Origin of the sequence: Streptomyces sp. NPDC002328 (genome assembly GCF_042890065.1) — a bacterium.
Taxonomy (GTDB): Bacteria; Actinomycetota; Actinomycetes; order Streptomycetales; family Streptomycetaceae; genus Streptomyces.
Genome location: NZ_JBIARQ010000006.1, coordinates 103,854 through 119,292 on the forward strand (window position 1 = coordinate 103,854; position 15,439 = coordinate 119,292).

The 15,439-nt window shown below is 71.8% G+C and carries 14 protein-coding genes and 1 pseudogene; 4 read left to right on the forward strand and 11 right to left on the reverse strand.

Annotated elements, in window-relative coordinates; genetic code table 11:
• Positions 1-69 precede the first annotated feature (69 nt).
• The 4 genes from ACFYX4_RS17820 to ACFYX4_RS17835 form a co-directional block, all read right to left on the reverse strand.
• The gene (locus tag ACFYX4_RS17820; protein ID WP_389333331.1) at positions 70-882 is read right to left on the reverse strand and encodes an SRPBCC domain-containing protein; all 813 of its coding nucleotides are present in this window, start codon (positions 880-882) and stop codon (positions 70-72) included.
• A gap of 142 nt (positions 883-1,024) precedes the next feature.
• Complete coding sequence (locus ACFYX4_RS17825) at positions 1,025-2,554, reverse strand: polyamine aminopropyltransferase (RefSeq protein WP_389333334.1); 1,530 nt, start codon at positions 2,552-2,554, stop codon at positions 1,025-1,027.
• A gap of 65 nt (positions 2,555-2,619) precedes the next feature.
• Positions 2,620-3,195, reverse strand: coding sequence for a DUF2617 family protein (locus tag ACFYX4_RS17830; protein WP_389333337.1), 576 nt, complete (start codon positions 3,193-3,195; stop codon positions 2,620-2,622).
• 460 nt (positions 3,196-3,655) lie between these two features.
• The gene (locus ACFYX4_RS17835; protein WP_389333340.1) at positions 3,656-3,916 is read right to left on the reverse strand and encodes a hypothetical protein; all 261 of its coding nucleotides are present in this window, start codon (positions 3,914-3,916) and stop codon (positions 3,656-3,658) included.
• 140 nt (positions 3,917-4,056) lie between these two features.
• Here ACFYX4_RS17835 and ACFYX4_RS17840 point away from each other — a divergent pair, with 140 nt between their 5' ends.
• Entirely contained in the window at positions 4,057-5,253 is a 1,197-nt protein-coding gene (locus ACFYX4_RS17840; RefSeq protein WP_389333343.1) for a pyridoxal phosphate-dependent aminotransferase, read from the forward strand.
• On the opposite strand, the gene ACFYX4_RS17845 is transcribed toward ACFYX4_RS17840, so the two are convergent.
• The 3 genes from ACFYX4_RS17845 to ACFYX4_RS17855 form a co-directional block, all read right to left on the reverse strand.
• The gene (locus ACFYX4_RS17845; RefSeq protein ID WP_389333346.1) at positions 5,234-5,905 is read right to left on the reverse strand and encodes a UPF0158 family protein; all 672 of its coding nucleotides are present in this window, start codon (positions 5,903-5,905) and stop codon (positions 5,234-5,236) included. The two genes, ACFYX4_RS17840 and ACFYX4_RS17845, sit on opposite strands and share 20 nt — an antisense overlap.
• 193 nt (positions 5,906-6,098) lie before the next feature.
• Positions 6,099-8,183, reverse strand: coding sequence for a hypothetical protein (locus tag ACFYX4_RS17850; protein WP_389333349.1), 2,085 nt, complete (start codon positions 8,181-8,183; stop codon positions 6,099-6,101).
• Positions 8,184-8,359: 176 nt separating this feature from the next.
• Positions 8,360-8,914 carry a Uma2 family endonuclease gene (locus ACFYX4_RS17855; protein WP_128379781.1) on the reverse strand — a complete coding sequence of 185 codons (555 nt, stop codon included), beginning with the start codon at positions 8,912-8,914 and terminating at the stop codon, positions 8,360-8,362.
• A gap of 174 nt (positions 8,915-9,088) precedes the next feature.
• On the opposite strand from ACFYX4_RS17855, the pseudogene ACFYX4_RS17860 reads away from it, so the two are divergent.
• Positions 9,089-9,544 (forward strand): annotated as a pseudogene (locus tag ACFYX4_RS17860) (aminotransferase class I/II-fold pyridoxal phosphate-dependent enzyme); the annotation flags it as partial.
• Between the two features lie 90 nt (positions 9,545-9,634).
• Here ACFYX4_RS17860 and ACFYX4_RS17865 read toward each other — a convergent pair.
• Both ACFYX4_RS17865 and clpB read right to left on the reverse strand, forming a co-directional pair.
• Positions 9,635-10,165 (reverse strand): YbjN domain-containing protein, encoded by a 531-nt coding sequence (locus ACFYX4_RS17865; RefSeq protein ID WP_389333352.1) that lies wholly within the window; start codon positions 10,163-10,165, stop codon positions 9,635-9,637.
• 159 nt (positions 10,166-10,324) lie between these two features.
• Positions 10,325-12,994 carry an ATP-dependent chaperone ClpB gene (gene clpB, locus ACFYX4_RS17870; RefSeq protein WP_389333355.1) on the reverse strand — a complete coding sequence of 890 codons (2,670 nt, stop codon included), beginning with the start codon at positions 12,992-12,994 and terminating at the stop codon, positions 10,325-10,327.
• Between the two features lie 131 nt (positions 12,995-13,125).
• On the opposite strand from clpB, the gene ACFYX4_RS17875 reads away from it, so the two are divergent.
• Positions 13,126-13,539, forward strand: a complete 414-nt coding sequence (locus ACFYX4_RS17875) for a pyridoxamine 5'-phosphate oxidase family protein (protein WP_389333358.1) — start codon at positions 13,126-13,128, stop codon at positions 13,537-13,539.
• A 191-nt stretch (positions 13,540-13,730) separates the two neighbouring features.
• On the opposite strand, the gene ACFYX4_RS17880 is transcribed toward ACFYX4_RS17875, so the two are convergent.
• A complete protein-coding gene (locus tag ACFYX4_RS17880) occupies positions 13,731-14,069 on the reverse strand; it encodes a hypothetical protein (RefSeq protein WP_389333361.1) in 339 nt (112 codons plus the stop codon).
• A 1-nt stretch (position 14,070) separates the two neighbouring features.
• Complete coding sequence (locus ACFYX4_RS17885) at positions 14,071-14,277, reverse strand: hypothetical protein (RefSeq protein ID WP_389333364.1); 207 nt, start codon at positions 14,275-14,277, stop codon at positions 14,071-14,073.
• A gap of 128 nt (positions 14,278-14,405) precedes the next feature.
• Between ACFYX4_RS17885 and ACFYX4_RS17890 the strand changes: the two genes are divergently transcribed.
• Positions 14,406-15,419, forward strand: coding sequence for a helix-turn-helix transcriptional regulator (locus ACFYX4_RS17890; RefSeq protein WP_389333366.1), 1,014 nt, complete (start codon positions 14,406-14,408; stop codon positions 15,417-15,419).
• Positions 15,420-15,439: the final 20 nt, after the last annotated feature.

Sequence of the window (15,439 nt, forward strand, 5' to 3'; positions counted from 1 at the left end):
CTTGAACGCGAGCCTGCCGCGGCCGTCCACCGGGGGCGATCTCAGCGCGGGTGCGCCCGGCGTGGCGGTTCAGCGGCGGCGGCGTAGGGCCCTGCCTACGACGATCGCCGATGCGACGACGAAGGCGGCGGCCGGGGCCGCCCAGCGCAGGGTGTTGTTGCCGGCGACGGTCTCCGGGGCCGGGACCGGTGCGTAGCGCCCGCGCGGCGGGGCGTGGTCGACCTCCTCGGCGCTGCGCCCGATCATCGTGCGGCGCGCGTGCGCGGCTTCGGCGGGGGGCACGCCGGGGTCCGGGAGATCGTCGACGCCGTCGGTCTCGGCGTCGTCGGCAACGGCGTCGCGCGTCTCGTCCTCCAGGCCCGGAGGGGGGACCTCTGTCTCGAAGACGGTGCCGGGGGCGGCGGCCGGAGCGGGGGGCTCCTCTTCAGGGGTCTCCCGCGCGGGCGGCTCCGGTGTCTCCGCCGCCCCCTCCCCCAGGTTCTCCGCGAAGCGGTTCAGCAGGCGGGCGGCGGCCGAGTCCACCGCGTCCGCCGGGAGTTCCGCGATCCGGCCCTCCGCCGACGCGGTGCCCTCGAAGAGGAGCGCGGTGCCGCCCTCCGTCTCCCTGACGCGCACCGTGAGCGCGATCTTGACGGTGCCGGTCCCGCGGGCCTCGGTGGCGTCGCCCTCCACGGCGTACGCGCCGTCCTCGCGCGCGGTGACGCGCAGGGCGCCCCGGTAGGTGATGGTGTGGCCGGCGACGCGCAGCTTCAGCCGGCCGGCGACGGGCTCGGTGCCGGCGTCCTGCTGGAGCCCGGGAACCGCCCGGGCCACCTGCTCGGGGTCGGCGAGGGCCCCCCTCAGCCGCTCGGCCGGAACCGGAACGAACACCTCTTGCTCCATAGATGCGGAGCCTACCCAGGGGTGCGGCACCGCACCTCCCCTCTGCCACAAGTCGTCCACGATCGTCCCTACCCGCACGGCTCGTCGCGGTGACGCCCCCGCCACCGAACGCCCTCACTGCCTCACCGCCCCTCCCCGCCCCTCAATACCGCGGATGCACCAACGTCGAGGCCGGCAGCCCCTCCACCCGCCCCCCCAGCTCCCGCTCGCCCCCGGTCAGGTGGAGGGGTGGGTGGTGGGCCGTCGCCGCCAGGACGAAGCCCCAGTCGCCGTCGGCTCGGTAGGGGGCCGTGCGCAGGCCCGCCGCGCGGAGGGTCGTCTCCACCGTCCAGAAGGCGCGGGGGCGGGCGGCGACCGGGCCGGCGTGGACGGCGAGGCGGCCGCCGGGGCGCAGGACGCGGCGGGCGAGGCCGTAGAACTCCTGGGAGTACAGCTTCGTGCTCGCGGTGATGCCCGGATCGGGCAGGTCGGCGAGGACCACGTCGTACGCGGCGGACGGGATCTCCCGCAGCCGGCCGAAGGCGTCGGCGACGGTGACATGGACGCGCGGATCGTCCCAGGCGTGCTCGTTGAGGCGGGCGAGCGCCGGATCGGTGCGGGCGAGCCGGATCAGCCGGGCGTCGAGCTCGACGACGTCGACGCGGTGGACGCCGGGATGGGCGAGGACCTCACGGGCGGCCAGCCCGTCGCCGCCGCCGAGGATCAGCACCCGGCGGTGCGGGCCGTGCATCGCGGGGTGGACCAGGGCCTCGTGGTACCGGCGCGCCTCGGGGCCGCCGCCCCGGAGCCGGCCGTCGAGGTAGAGGCCCAGGGGGCTCCCGTCGGCGTCGCCGGTGAGGACGACCTCCTGGACGCCGGTCTGCACGGCCACCCGCACGTCGTCGCCGTACACCGCGTGCCGTGCGGCCCGCTCGAAGTCGCCGACGAGGACGGCGGCGGAGGCGAGCACGCCGAGGACGGTGACGTTGGCGACGACGAGGAGCCAGCGGGCGCGCCGGCTGAGGTCGCGGCGGAACAGGCCGAGGACGAGCGCGCCCCCGGCGACCACGTTGACCGCGCCGGTCAGCAGCGAGCTGGTCAACTGGCCGAAGAGGGGCAGCAGGAGGAAGGGGAAGGCGAGCCCGCCGACGAGCGCGCCGACGTAGTCCGCGGCGAACAGGTCGGCGACCGCTCCCCCCGCGTCCTGGCGGCGGATGCGCTGGATCAACTCCATCAGCAGCGGGACCTCCGCGCCGATGAGCAGCCCGATGGCGAGGGAGAACGCGACCAACAGCACCCGGGGGCCGTCGGCCCACAGGCCGCCCCAGTCACCCGTCCAGGCGAACACCGCGTACAGCGCCATGGCACTGCACCCGCCCACCAGCGCGAGCACCACCTCGATCGCGGCGAACCCGGCGGCGGCGGACCGGCACAGCCGTTTCGCGGCGAGGGAGCCGATGCCCATCGCGAACACCATCACGGAGAGCACCACGGAGGCCTGGGTGACCGAGTCGCCCATCAAGTACGAGGCGAGCGCGACGAGTTCGAGTTCGTACACCAGTCCGCAGGCCGCGCAGACGAAGACGCACGCGAGGACCAGGAACCGCCCGGTGTCCGGCCGGACGGGGAGCCGCGCGGGGCCGCGCCACGGGGGCGGGGCGCCGGGCGGGGCTGGGGCGTGCGGCTCGATCACGACTGCGACGTTACGTCACGAGTCCGGGACGCTTCGTCACCCACACGTGTGGAACTCGGCGTCGATCAGACGCCGTGGGTTTGAGCCGTCCGCGGCCGGGCCTCGCCGCTCCCGGACGGGCCGTTCGCGCGCCCCGGCAGCCGCATGCCCACCCTCGTCCTCGTCGCCACCAACTGCCCGTCCTGCGGGTACGCGTGCCAGGTGCGCCAGTGCACATGGCCCTCGTGCCGCTGGGCGAGCAGCGCGGTGAAGGCGTGCGGGCTGCCGGGGAAGACGCCGGCCAGACCGTGCGGGTGGTCGGAGACCAGGGCCAGCAGTTCCTGGGCGCGGGCGGTGAACTGACTGGGCGTCAACATCTCGACGTGCGCGGCGAATTCGTACTCCCAGTCGCCCAGTCGCTTGGCCACGCCGAGCGGCAGCGGGGTGCTGCTGCCGGGGATGCAGGCCACCGTCTCCGAACAACGACCCTGCTCCTCCTCGAGGAGCACCTGGTGCGAGGCGCCGAGGAGGCGCAACTGGACCTGGGCGCCGGACAGTTCGAGGTCGAGGGTGGCCAGGGCGGGCAGCGGTTCACGCCCCAGGGCCCAGGCGAGGTCGGCCGCGCGCGTGTCGGTGTAGGAGGTGTGCAGGGTCGTGAGCATGACTCGGCTCCGCTAGAACGCAAAGAAGAGGAAAGGTCCGGCGCACCCCGGCTGACACCGGGAGGTCGGCCCGGTCGGCCCGTTCTGGGAAGGACGTCCGCGCGGGGCGTCCGTAGGGGTCCGAGGGGCCGCGTTGGTGACTTAGAGGGAATCATGAACGGTGGCGCCGCCACAGCGTTTTTACCCAACTTCGTGGGGTTTCCATCCCCTAGAGGGCTCCACAGCTCAACTGTTCAACCACGGCGTACGCCGTGCGGCCCAGACGTACCACCGTGCGCCCCGTCCGGAAGATCGTCGGAGGGCCCGGACGCCGAAGGGCTCGGACGTCGCAGGGCCGGGAAGTCGAAGGGCCGGGAAGTCGAAGGGCCCGGACATGGTGCGACCGCGGGGCGCCCTGGGTCAGGGGCGGGCCCCGCGGTCCGGATGCGGCTCCCCCCGGGGGGAGCTCAGCTGCCCCGTGTCAGCTGCCTCCGCCGCCGCATCCGCCGCCTCCGCCGCCCCCGCAGGAGGAGGAGCCGCCGCCGCAGGAGCTGCCCGAGGACGAGCCGCAGGACGAGCCGCCGCTGTCGCCGCCGGCCCACCAGCCGCCGCTGCGGCTCCCGGTGCGGCGCGGCCGGCTGGTGTGCCGCCGCGACGACCCGCCGCCGGAGTGGCTGGCGTAGACGACGAGCGACGCGACGAGCAGGATGGCGATGGCCGTCAGGATGAAACCGATGAGCATGGCGTCACCCTCCTTTCGAATCCCCCGAAGCGGCCCCCCGTGGGCGCCTCGCGCGACGTGTGAGCGTCGCGTGCACGGGGGATGCCCGTCCGTCTCACGGACCAAAGCACACTTGAGGAAGTCCAGAGCTTCGACGCAGGATGACCGGCATGACCTCCACCGCACGCCCCTTCCTCAACCGCCGTCTCACCGAGTTCGGGACGACGATCTTCGCCGAGATGTCCGCGCTGGCCGTGCGGACGGGGGCGATCAACCTCGGGCAGGGCTTCCCGGACACGGACGGACCCGAGGAGGTGCGGGAGGCGGCGGTGCGGGCGCTGCGGGACGGGCGCGGCAACCAGTACCCGCCGGGTCCCGGCGTCCCCGAGCTGAGGACGGCGGTCGTCGATCACCAGCGCCGCCGCTACGGCCTGTCCTTCGACCCGGACACCGAGGTCCTCGTCACCGCGGGCGCCACCGAGGCCGTCGCGGCCGCCCTGCTGGGGCTGGTGGAGCCCGGCGACGAGGTCGTCGCGCTGGAGCCGTACTACGACTCCTACGCGGCCTGCATCGCGATGGCGGGCGGCACGCGGGTGCCGGTGACGCTGCGGCCGGACCCGGAGCGGGCCCGTTTCCGCCTGGACCTGGACGAGCTGCGCGACGCCGTCACCGACCGCACCCGGCTGCTGCTGGTCAACACCCCGCACAACCCGACCGGCACCGTCCTCACCCGGGCGGAGCTGACGGCGATCGCCGAGCTGGCGGTGGAGCGGGACCTGCTGGTCGTCACGGACGAGGTGTACGAGCACCTGGTCTTCGACGACGCCGAGCACGTGCCGCTGGCGACGCTGCCGGGGATGCGGGAGCGGACGGTCACCATCGGCAGCGCCGGCAAGACGTTCTCGTTCACCGGCTGGAAGGTCGGCTGGGTGACGGCGGCGCCCGCGCTGGTCACGGCGGTGCGCTCGGCGAAGCAGTACCTCACGTACGTGGCGTCGGGCCCCTTCCAGTACGCGATCGCCGAGGCGCTGGCGCTGCCCGACGCCTACTTCGACGGGTTCCGCGCGGACATGCTGGCCAAGCGGGACCTGCTGTCGGCGGGGCTGGCCGCGGCGGGCTTCGCGGTCTACCGCCCGGCGGGCACGTACTTCGTCACCACCGACATCCGCCCCCTCGGCGAGAGCGACGGTTTCGCCTTCTGCCGTTCACTGCCGGAGCGCTGCGGGGTGGTCGCGATCCCCAACGCGGTCTTTTACGACCACCGCGAGCAGGGTGCGCCCTTCGTTCGCTTCGCGTTCTGCAAGCGGACAGGTGTGCTGGAGGAGGCGGCCTCCCGACTCAAGACGCTGGCCCCCTGACGACAACAGACGTACCAGCATCTGTACCGGCCACACGGCCTGGTTGCCACGAGCCGGAAAGCGGGCGGTAGCCCTCCTCGGCCAGCCAGGCGCGGGCCCTGCCGCGCTGTCGCTCATCGCGGAACCGGTGGTACCGGCGCCAGGAGTGCTCGTCACCGGCGAGGACGTCCTTGAAGCGCCGGAGGGCACCCCGCCCGCCGATGGCGATCCGCAGCCGGTCGGCAAGGGCGGCGTCCCCGACCTCTTCGATGAACAGCTCTATGTCCCGGTAACCGGCCCGGGACCCCAGAGCCGGAACGTACAGCCATCGCTCGGGATCGTCGTCCTCCTCAGCCTCGGGCCCAGGCCCCAGCTCATCGGTGAACGCAGGCCGGCACTCCCCGGTGGACAGATCGACCCGGCCACCGGACTCGGCCGGGTCGCCCTCCAGCAGCATGGCGAGCATCTCCAGATCGACCGCGAGCGGGCGCAGGAAGGGGACCGCCGCGTCTCCCGCGGCCGCACGCAACCGATCCGCCAGTTCCTCATCGCCCCGGAAGCCGCGCTCCTGGAGCGCGCCGAGAAACAGGGCCGCCATCCCCGCAGCCCCCGGCAGGCCCTGTGCCGCGGTCCCGGCCACACCCTCGCCGGCCAGCTGCAGCACCTCACGCACGGGTCCCCGACGCAACGCCGCAAGCAGCGTCACCCCGTCCTGCGCGTGGAGCGCACCACGCAGGGCCCGCAGCCCGTCCTCGACCCATCCCTCAGCCACGGCCCCGCCGGTAACGCGTCACCAAGGACGTATCACGCCGGCACCATCGGTTTCCCTCTGCCCGGCGCCCGGGAGACCATGCGGTGTCACCCGGTCAGCGGCGACGCTTGCGGCCGCTCTTGCCTGCGGAGCGCCGAGCCTTCCGGGCGCGGCCGACGCGGGCGCCGTGGGTACCCAGTGCCCGGGCCGCCAGCTGCCCGAGCTCGTCGAGTCCGGCCCGGTCCGGGTGGGCGGAGCCCAACGCGGCGGCAACCGCGTCCCTGGCCTGGGGACCCTGGGCACGCAGCATCTCCTCGGCGCCGTCCCCGCCGCCCGCCAACTCCACGAGCTGAAGCAGGCTCTCGGCGAGCACCAGCAGCTGCTCGGCGTCGGTCATGTCCTCGGGGGACAGCAATTCACGGTGCGCCAGCGCGTTCAGCGCCAGCGGCGCCAGCTGTGTGTCTCGCCGCAGCGTGCGCAGCAGCCCTTCCCCCTCACCGTCCAACGCCACCGACAACACGTCGAGCATCGCCTGCGCACGCGTGCGGAAGGTCATGGTCCTTACGGCGTCGGTCAGTTGCCGCAGGGCACCTTCCCGCTCGCCACGGGCCGTGATCCAGTCGGCCAGCTCCGTGCGGGCGGTGTCCGGGTCGTAGTCCTCGGCCAGCACCCCCAGCAGGCCGGCCGCCGACGCCTGGGCCAGTTCACCGACCACCGGTGCGTCCCTGCCGGCCGCCAGCAACCGCTGTCGTACGGCCCGGGTACCGAGTTCGGTGAGACGGATGAGCTCGACCGGCCCGGCGGTCAGCTCCTCTCGCCGGGCATCGGCACGCTCCCGCGCCGCCGGGTCCGTTGCCGCCCCCGCGCCGCCCAGCAGCTCCGCGAGCTCCGGCGGCATGTCCGCGGGCAGCTCGGGACCAGCATCGGAGAGATCGATGTCGAGGAACACCGGATCGGCCATCCCACGGTCACGCTCGATCGCGCCCAGGTCGTCCAGCAGGTCGAGCACCGCGCGCAGGTCCCGGTCGGCGTGCTCGAACCACATCCGGTGCTGAGGGTCCGACCCGGCGTCGAGCTGGAAGGAGGCCCGACAGGCCAGGTGTACCGTGTCGCGCAGCCGCGGCCAGGGCATCGGGTACGGCAGGCTGTAGAGCGTGTTCAGCACATCGTCCAGGACGTCCTCGTAGACGTCGAAGAGCATCGACTCGACGTGCCAGCCGCTGTGCGCCCCGATCAGAGCCTGCCGCAGTTCGAAGCACGCGTCGAAGGCGCGCAGCCACAGCTGGAGCGGGTCGGCCAGCACCGGCCGGGCCTTGGCCACCGCGTACAACCGCCCCTTGACCACCCGGACCAGGCGCGCCTTCTTCGCCCACTCCACCAGCAGTCCCAGCCGCGGCAGGTCGGCCGAAGAGCGCACCCCCTCGATCTTGTCGCCGGTGCCGAGTATGTCCACCAGCTCACGGGCCTCCGCCATCCGCAGCCGTCCCGTCGCCGTCACCGGTCGGCGGCCCTGCCCCGCCCATTCGGTGAGTCCGCGCAACCGCGCCACGGTCGTCGACGCCTCGGCCCGTCGGCGCAGTTCGTCGTCCGGGGGAAGCATCACGGGCAGTTGCGGCTCGGCCCGGGCCACGCCGGACAGCGCGCGGCCGGTCAGCCGCCGTTCCATGATCGCGGCGAGAGCCTGCTGATCGTAGGCGACCGCCCCGCGCTGCGCCCGGTCCGCGAAGCGCTGAAACGCCGCCCCGTCCTGGACGTCCACGCCCTGCTCCGCGGCCGTCATCGCCCAGAACTTCGCCAGTCCCCAGCGAGTGCGGTCCGTCATCACCGCCGGATGCCGGTCCGCGACCCTGTCGACCGCACCAAGGGAATCCTGCAGTGAGGGGCCGCGCGGGTCCGCCAACTGCGCGGCGTGCAGAAAGCGCAGCAGCGTGCCCAGTGTGCCCGGGGCGTCGGCGCGTTCCTCGCCGGGAAGCTCGGTGACCTGCTGGGGAAGCCAGGAGAGGAGGAGCTCCTCCACATGGCGCGACTCCCACAACCCCAGTCGGCCGTCGGCAGTCGCCCGGTGCCGGTAGTCCAGTGCCGTCTCAGCCGTGAACCCGTCCACCGGCAGCCCCTGCTCCCCGGCCCACCGGACGAGGCGGTCCACCAGCAGCCCGCACGCCGCCTCGAACTCTTCCTCGGCCTCGGGTTCGAATCGCATCCGCATGAAATTCGTCCACCCTGTCAGCAGCAGTCCTTGCCGCTCCACGCTATCGGCCTCAGGGGCCGGACATGGTGGTTGTCACCCACAGCCACCGCGGCTTCGAACCTCCTCGCGAGGAACCGGACTTCGTCGTACGGCCTCACGGCAGGGGACTGGCCGCGCCGGGAGCTTCGTCAGCGGGCGTCTGCCTCGGGCTCCGGGCGCGGGAGCTCGTCGAGGTCGAGGGTGAAGGTGCGGCCGTCGGCCAGGGGGATGGGGAGTTTGCCCGTCCCGTACTTGTGGGTGTGTGCCGCGATGTAACCGGTGGCGGTCGGCTGGGTGTGGAGGACGACTTCCTGGGCGTACGGGTCGACGACCAGGTAGATCGGGATGCCGTAGCGACCGTACTTGGCCGTGCAGTCGTCGTAGTCCTTGCGCGCGGAGGAGGTCGAGACGACCTCGGAGATCAGCAGGACGTCCTCGAAGCCGTAGCGCTTGCCTTCCCGGCGGGCGTCCTCGCGAAGGATCACGAGATCCGGGGCGGAGTTCTCGTCGGCGGGGAAGTCGATGTAGACGTCGGAGGCGGTCTTCGCATGGCGTCCGAGGGACACGATCGTGTCGTACTGCATCGACTTGATCGTGCTGGAGTGCTCGAAGCTCTGCGGAGTCATGATCACCTTTCCGTCAGCTCCGAACAGGACCGTGTATCCCTTGGGGAACTCGGTGTGCACGATCGCGTCGACGCTCATGGACGGCTCCTTCCCGTGTGTGGTCAGGATACGACGGGCAGTGCCGCGTCACCGAGCCCTGCGGTAGGGCCCGGAGACCGGTCCGGACAGGTTGTGCCGCCCGCTCACCGCCGGTGCCGGAGGTCCGCAGCGGGGCCTGGTCGCACCACACAGGAACAGGTAGGCCAACGAGGAGTCACCTGGGTGACGGCGGCGCCCGCGCTGGTCACGGCGGTGCGCTCGGCGAAGCAGTACCTCACGTACGTGGCGTCGGGCCCCTTCCAGTACGCGATCGCCGAGGCGCTGGCGCTGCCCGACGCCTACTTCGACGGGTTCCGCGCGGACATGCTGGCCAAGCGGGACCTGCTGTCGGCGGGGCCGGCCGCGGCGGGCTTCACGGTCTACCGGCCGGCGGGCACGTACTTCGTCACCACCGACATCCGCCCCCTCGGCGAGAGCGACGGTTTCGCCTTCTGCCGCTCGCTGCCCGAGCGCGCCGGGGTGGTGGCCATCCCGAACGCCGTGTTCTACGACCACCGCGAGGCGGGCGCGCCGTTCGTGCGGTTCGCGTTCTGCAAGCAGACGGGCGTGCTGGAGGAGGCGGTGAAGCGGCTGGCAGGGCTGTCAGGGGTGTCAGGGCTGCCGGAGTAGCGCGGGGACGGTGCGGGAACGGCGAGAGCCCGGCAGTGGCGCGCGTCCCTGTGGGGCGCGGCCCTGGCCGGGCTCTCGTGTCGCCGGGTGCTACTCGTCGCCCTCCTCGGGCTTCTCCGCGTCGTTGACCTCCTGCTCGAGGCCCAGCTGCTCCACGAGCCACTTGTCGAACTCGATGGCGGCCCGCACCCAGCTCACCGTCGAGGAGACGAACAGCTCGATGTTCACGCCGGCGCCGATCAGCAGCTGCGCCTCGCCGATGAGGCGGACGGTGCCGTCGTCGTGGGTGTGGGTGTAGACCTTGGGCCACAGGGTGCGGCGGTTCCAGTCGTCGATCGACTCCAGCAGCTGCTGCTTGTCGTCGATCTTGTGCGGGCGGTCGTAGAAGGTCCGCACCGAGTAGACCGCCTGTTCCGCTTCACCGCGGAACATGAAGTACGTGCGGAACTCCTCCCACGGCGCCGCGAGGTCGCCCTCGTCGTCGATGACGTACTTGAGCTCCATCTGGTCGAGGAGCTGCTTCACCAGGTCCTGATCCGGGACGACGGGGCCGGCCGGTCCCTCAGGCTGCGGCTCGGGCTGGCCCCCGAAGTTCGGAATCGAGGACGGGTCGATGCTCACCGTGATTTTCCCTTCGTACGGATCCCGCCATCCTCCCCCAGGAGGGGCGGGGAATGGCAACCCCGGCTCGGTCTGTATGCCGTGGGCTGACAGGATCCGGCCGTCGAACCTGCCGAGTACCCAGAAAGCGGGACGTTCCCGGGTACCCGGAAGCAGGGGTCAGAGCGTCTTCGCGGGGCCGCCCGTCCCGGGATCCGCCGTCCCGGAGTCCGGCGTCCCGGCCTCCGCCGTCGCCGTCGCCGTCGCCGTCGCCGGGCCCACGATCAGGCCCTCGCCGAAGGCGTCCACGCGGACCGTGTCGCCGTCCTTGACCTCGCCGGACAGGATCTCCTTGGCGAGGCGGTCCCCGATGGCCGTCTGGACCAGTCGGCGCAGCGGCCGGGCGCCGTACGCCGGGTCGTTGCCCTCGTCGGCGAGCCAGGTCAGGGCCGCGTCGGTGATCTCCAGGGTGAGCCGGCGTTCGGCGAGCCGCCGGGCCAGCCGGTCGATCTGGAGCCGGGCGATCCGGCTCAGCTCGTCCTTCGACAGGGCCGAGAAGACGACCAGGTCGTCGAGCCGGTTGAGGAACTCCGGCTTGAAGGAGGTGCGGACGACCTCCAGGACCTGTTCCTTCTTCTCCGCCTCGCTGGTGACCGGGTCGACCAGGAACTGGCTGCCCAGGTTGGAGGTCAGCACCAGGATGGCGTTGCGGAAGTCGACCGTGCGGCCCTGGCCGTCGGTCAGCCGGCCGTCGTCGAGCACCTGGAGCAGGATGTCGAAGACCTCCGGGTGGGCCTTCTCCACCTCGTCGAGCAGGACGACGCTGTACGGCCGGCGGCGTACCGCCTCCGTGAGCTGTCCGCCCTCCTCGTAGCCGACGTAGCCGGGCGGGGCGCCGACCAGGCGGGCGACGCTGTGCTTCTCGCTGTACTCCGACATGTCGATGCGGACCATGGCCCGCTCGTCGTCGAAGAGGAAGTCGGCGAGCGCCTTGGCCAGTTCGGTCTTGCCGACGCCGGTCGGGCCGAGGAAGAGGAAGGAACCGGTGGGCCGGTCGGGGTCGGCGATCCCGGCGCGGGAGCGGCGCACGGCGTCGCTGACCGCGCGCACGGCCTCGGTCTGGCCGATGAGGCGCCGGCCGAGCTCGTCCTCCATGCGCAGCAGCTTCTGCGTCTCGCCCTCCAGCAGCCGGCCGGCCGGGATGCCGGTCCAGGAGGCGACGACGTCGGCGATGTCGTCGGAGCCGACCTCGTCCTTGACCATGGTGTCCTTGGCAGCCTCCTCCTCGGCCTCGGAGGCGGCCTCCAGGTCGCGTTCCAGGGTGGGGATCTCGCCGTAGAGCAGCTTGCTGGCGGTGTCGAAGTCGCCGTCGCGCTGGGCGCGTTCGGCTTGGCCGCGCAGTTCGTCGAGCTTCTCCTTCAGCTCGCCGACCCGGTTGAGGGACTGCTTCTCCTTCTCCCAGCGGGCGGTGAGGCCGCGCAACTCCTCTTCCTTGTCGGCGAGATCGCGGCGCAGCTTGTCCAGGCGCTCACGGGAGGCGGCGTCGGTCTCCTTGGCTAGCGCCATCTCCTCCATCTTCAACCGGTCGACGGAGCGCTGGAGTTCGTCGATCTCGACGGGGGACGAGTCGATCTCCATGCGCAGCCGGGAGGCGGCCTCGTCGACGAGGTCGATGGCCTTGTCGGGGAGGAAGCGGGAGGTGATGTACCGGTCGGAGAGGGTGGCGGCGGCGACCAGCGCGCTGTCGGCGATCTGCACCTTGTGGTGGGCCTCGTAGCGGCCCTTGAGCCCGCGCAGGATGGCGATGGTGTCCTCGACGGTCGGCTCCGCCACCAGCACCTGCTGGAAGCGGCGCTCCAGCGCCGGGTCCTTCTCGATGCGCTCGCGGTACTCGTCGAGGGTGGTCGCGCCGACCATGCGCAGCTCGCCGCGGGCCAGCATGGGCTTGAGCATGTTGCCCGCGTCCATGGCGGAGTCGCCGCCCGCGCCGGCGCCCACGACGGTGTGCAGCTCGTCGATGAAGGTGATGATCTGCCCGTCCGACTGCTTGATCTCGGCCAGGACGGTCTTCAGCCGCTCCTCGAACTCGCCGCGGTACTTCGCGCCGGCCACCATCGCGCCCAGGTCGAGCGCGACGAGCCGCTTGTCCTTCAGCGACTCGGGCACGTCGCCCTTCACGATCCGCTGGGCGAGACCCTCGACGACGGCGGTCTTGCCGACGCCGGGCTCGCCGATGAGGACGGGGTTGTTCTTGGTGCGGCGGGAGAGCACCTGCACCACGCGCCGGATCTCGGTGTCGCGCCCGATGACGGGGTCGAGCTTGCCGTCCCGCGCGGCGGCGGTGAAGTCCGTGCCGAACTTCTCCAGCGCCTTGTACTGCCCCTCGGGGTCGGCGGTGGTCACCCGGCGGTTGCCGCGGGCCTTGCGGAAGGCGTCCAGCAGCTTCTTCGGGGCGGCGCCGTGCCGGACGAGCACGTCGGCGGCCTGGCCGCCCTTGGCGGCGATCCCGATGAGCAGGTGCTCGGTCGACAGGTACTCGTCCCCGAGCTCCTTGGCCCGCGCCTGCGCGTCGGCGATCACCGCGAGCAGCTCGCGGTTGGGCTGCGGCGGCGCGACGGTGGAGCCGGCCACGCTGGGCAGCGAGCCCAGCACCTTCTCCGCGTCGGCCCGTACGGCGGCCTGGTCGGCGTCCACGGCGGCGAGCAGATCGACGATGTTCTCGTTGTCCTGGCCTTCCAGAAGGGCCAGGAGCAGATGCGCGGGGGTCAGGTCGGGGTGGCCCCCGGACAGGGCCCCGTTGCCGGCCGCCTGGATGGCGTCCCGGCTCCGGTTGGTCAGCTCGGCGTCCACGTTCGCTGTCTCCTCCTTGCGTCAGCCGTCGGCACTCACTCACACAGCACTGACTCACACAACGTACACAAAGTTGAGTCTATTCCACTCAAGGTACGGTGGGGCGCTCCGGAGCCGCTAAGTTCCGCTCCATGGCCGCATACCCCCAGAACCCGGGCTCTCCCGACGCGCCGTACCTCGCCTTCTGGCGTGAACGGCATGTGTGCACCCTGACCACACCACGTCCGGACGGCTCCCCGCACGTCGTTCCGGTCGGAGTGACATACGACCCTGAGGCCCGTCTGGCTCGGGTGATCGCCGACCGGGCGAGCAGAAAGGTGCGAAACGTGCTGACGGCGGGGCCCGAGGGCGCCCGGGTCGCCGTCTGCCAGGTCGACGGCCGCCGCTGGGCCACCCTGGAGGGCGTCGCCTTCGCCCACACGGACCCGGACCGGGTCGCGGAGGCGGAGCACCGCTACGAGCAGCGCTACGGGCATCCCCCGCGCCCGAACCCCACGCGCGCGGTGATCGAGATCCACCTGACACGTGCCATGGGCCGGGGCTGAGCGGACCCCGGGAACGGGTCGGCGCGAGGGCCGTCCACCCGTCGGACAGGGGCGGTTTTCAGCCGCTGGGCGGGAGGTCACGAGTCCGGAAATGTCGGCGCAAACTGCAGCGGCGTCACCGTGTTCAGGTCACGGTGACGCCGCTGCGGGGGGAAGCACCTGAGGCGATCTGTTACGACGGGGGAATCGCGTCAGGCACTGCGGGGGGTGGCTGAGATGGTCCTGGGGGCCGCCGGACTCGCCGGCTCCGCCAGCTGGTGGTCGCGCTGGTCCAGGTTCACGAAGATCATTCCGTACCGGATGGCACACCTCACGGGCTGCGGCGCCCCCCGGGGCCGCCGCAGGCACTTGTACGCCCGTACGTCGCCCTCCTCGTCCCGCGTCACCACGACCGGCTCTCCGAACACGGCCACCATCAGGGAGTCACCGCTGTGGGGGATGGCGGTGACCAGGTCGATGAAGTGCCAGCCGGAGCGGTAGGCCGTGGCCATCTCGCGGCGGAAGGAGCGGTCGTCGGGTGGAGTGGTCACATCAGGCTCCGGATCCGTCCGCCGCGCCGGAGGTCGGGGCCTCGGGTTCGGGGCCGTCGACGACGACCACCGGCCAGTGACTGTCCGCCAGCGTCACGGACTCGACGGACGACGGCCAGTGGCTGTCCGCCGACACCCCGTCCTTCGCGTCGGAATGGCCGCTCAGCACCCCGAAGGCCACCACGGCGGAGAGGGCGGCAACAAGCACCGAGCGAAGCATTCTGTGGCACATGGTCGGCCTCGTCCTCACTTGAAAGTCTCCTCTTCCCCCGTCGGTAAAGACGATGGCTCATTCGGGCACGTCATGACCACAGGATCGATGCATCATGTTCCTGCATGTTCAGGACCCTGGGGGGTGGAGATTTCGTGGCAAATCAGACTAAAGCAACGCATCCCCATGCGGTGACCCAACTGTGCGAGGAAGGTGGCCGACTTTACGCCAACGCCCTGCGCACGGGGAGGGTCGCCCGGGTGGACGCGGAGTCCGCACCCTGTCTGGTGGACCTCGCCCTTCTCCTCCCCGACCCGGACGACGCCGACTGGCTGCGTCCGGTTCCACCGGGCGTCGCCCTCGCCCAGCGGCTGCACCCCATCGAGAAGGAGATCACCGAACGCCGCCGGCTGTCCGTCGAACTCGCTGACGTCTTCGAGCCGTTCCTCGCGCTGAGCGCCCAGTCGACGACGACCGACCACTCGATCACCGTGCTGGAGGGCCCCGCCCGCATCAACGCGGCCCTCAACCTCGCCACGGCGCAGTGCCGTTCGGAGATGCTCACCATCCAGCCCAGCGACGACCGCTTCTCCGAGCGCAGCCTCGCCCTGGGTCTCGAACGCGACCGCCCCATGATCGAACGCGGTGTGCGCATCCGCACCCTGTACCAGCACACCGCCCGCTACAGCCCCGAAAAGCTCGGCTACGTGGCCCAGTTGGCCAACGGCAAGGTCGAGTACCGCACGATCGACGAGGTGGTGGAGCGGCTCATCGTCTGCGACGAGACCGTCGCCTTCATCCCGGCCCGCGACGACCAGCAGGTCGCCCTGGAGCTGCGCCACTCGGGCCTGGTCCGCTACCTGGTGAAGGTCTTCGAGTTCATGTGGGCCCGCTCGGTCCCGCTCAGCGCCGGCGCCCCCTACGAGACGGCCCCCGGCGGCATCACGGACATCCAGCACTCCATCGCCAAGCTCCTCGTCGAGGGCCATGTCGACGAGGCCATCGCCCGCCGCCTCGGCATGAACGTACGCACCTGCCGCGCCCACATCGCGAAGCTCGCGGCGATCCTCGGCAGTGGAAGCCGCGCCCAACTCGGCTTCCTCATAGCGCAGTCGGGGATCCTGGAGCGGGAGAACTGAGTCGGAGAACCGAGCGGCAG

What these genes read in the sequence shown, in the direction of transcription:
- ACFYX4_RS17820 (WP_389333331.1), bottom strand. Translation starts at nt 882, where the DNA reads ATGGAGCAAGAGGTGTTCGTTCCGGTTCCGGCCGAGCGGCTGAGGGGG.
- ACFYX4_RS17830 (WP_389333337.1), bottom strand. Translation starts at nt 3,195, where the DNA reads ATGCTCACGACCCTGCACACCTCCTACACCGACACGCGCGCGGCCGAC.
- ACFYX4_RS17835 (WP_389333340.1), bottom strand. Translation starts at nt 3,916, where the DNA reads ATGCTCATCGGTTTCATCCTGACGGCCATCGCCATCCTGCTCGTCGCG.
- ACFYX4_RS17840 (WP_389333343.1), top strand. Translation starts at nt 4,057, where the DNA reads ATGACCGGCATGACCTCCACCGCACGCCCCTTCCTCAACCGCCGTCTC.
- ACFYX4_RS17850 (WP_389333349.1), bottom strand. Translation starts at nt 8,183, where the DNA reads ATGCGATTCGAACCCGAGGCCGAGGAAGAGTTCGAGGCGGCGTGCGGG.
- ACFYX4_RS17855 (WP_128379781.1), bottom strand. Translation starts at nt 8,914, where the DNA reads ATGAGCGTCGACGCGATCGTGCACACCGAGTTCCCCAAGGGATACACG.
- ACFYX4_RS17875 (WP_389333358.1), top strand. Translation starts at nt 13,126, where the DNA reads ATGGCCGCATACCCCCAGAACCCGGGCTCTCCCGACGCGCCGTACCTC.
- ACFYX4_RS17890 (WP_389333366.1), top strand. Translation starts at nt 14,406, where the DNA reads ATGTTCAGGACCCTGGGGGGTGGAGATTTCGTGGCAAATCAGACTAAA.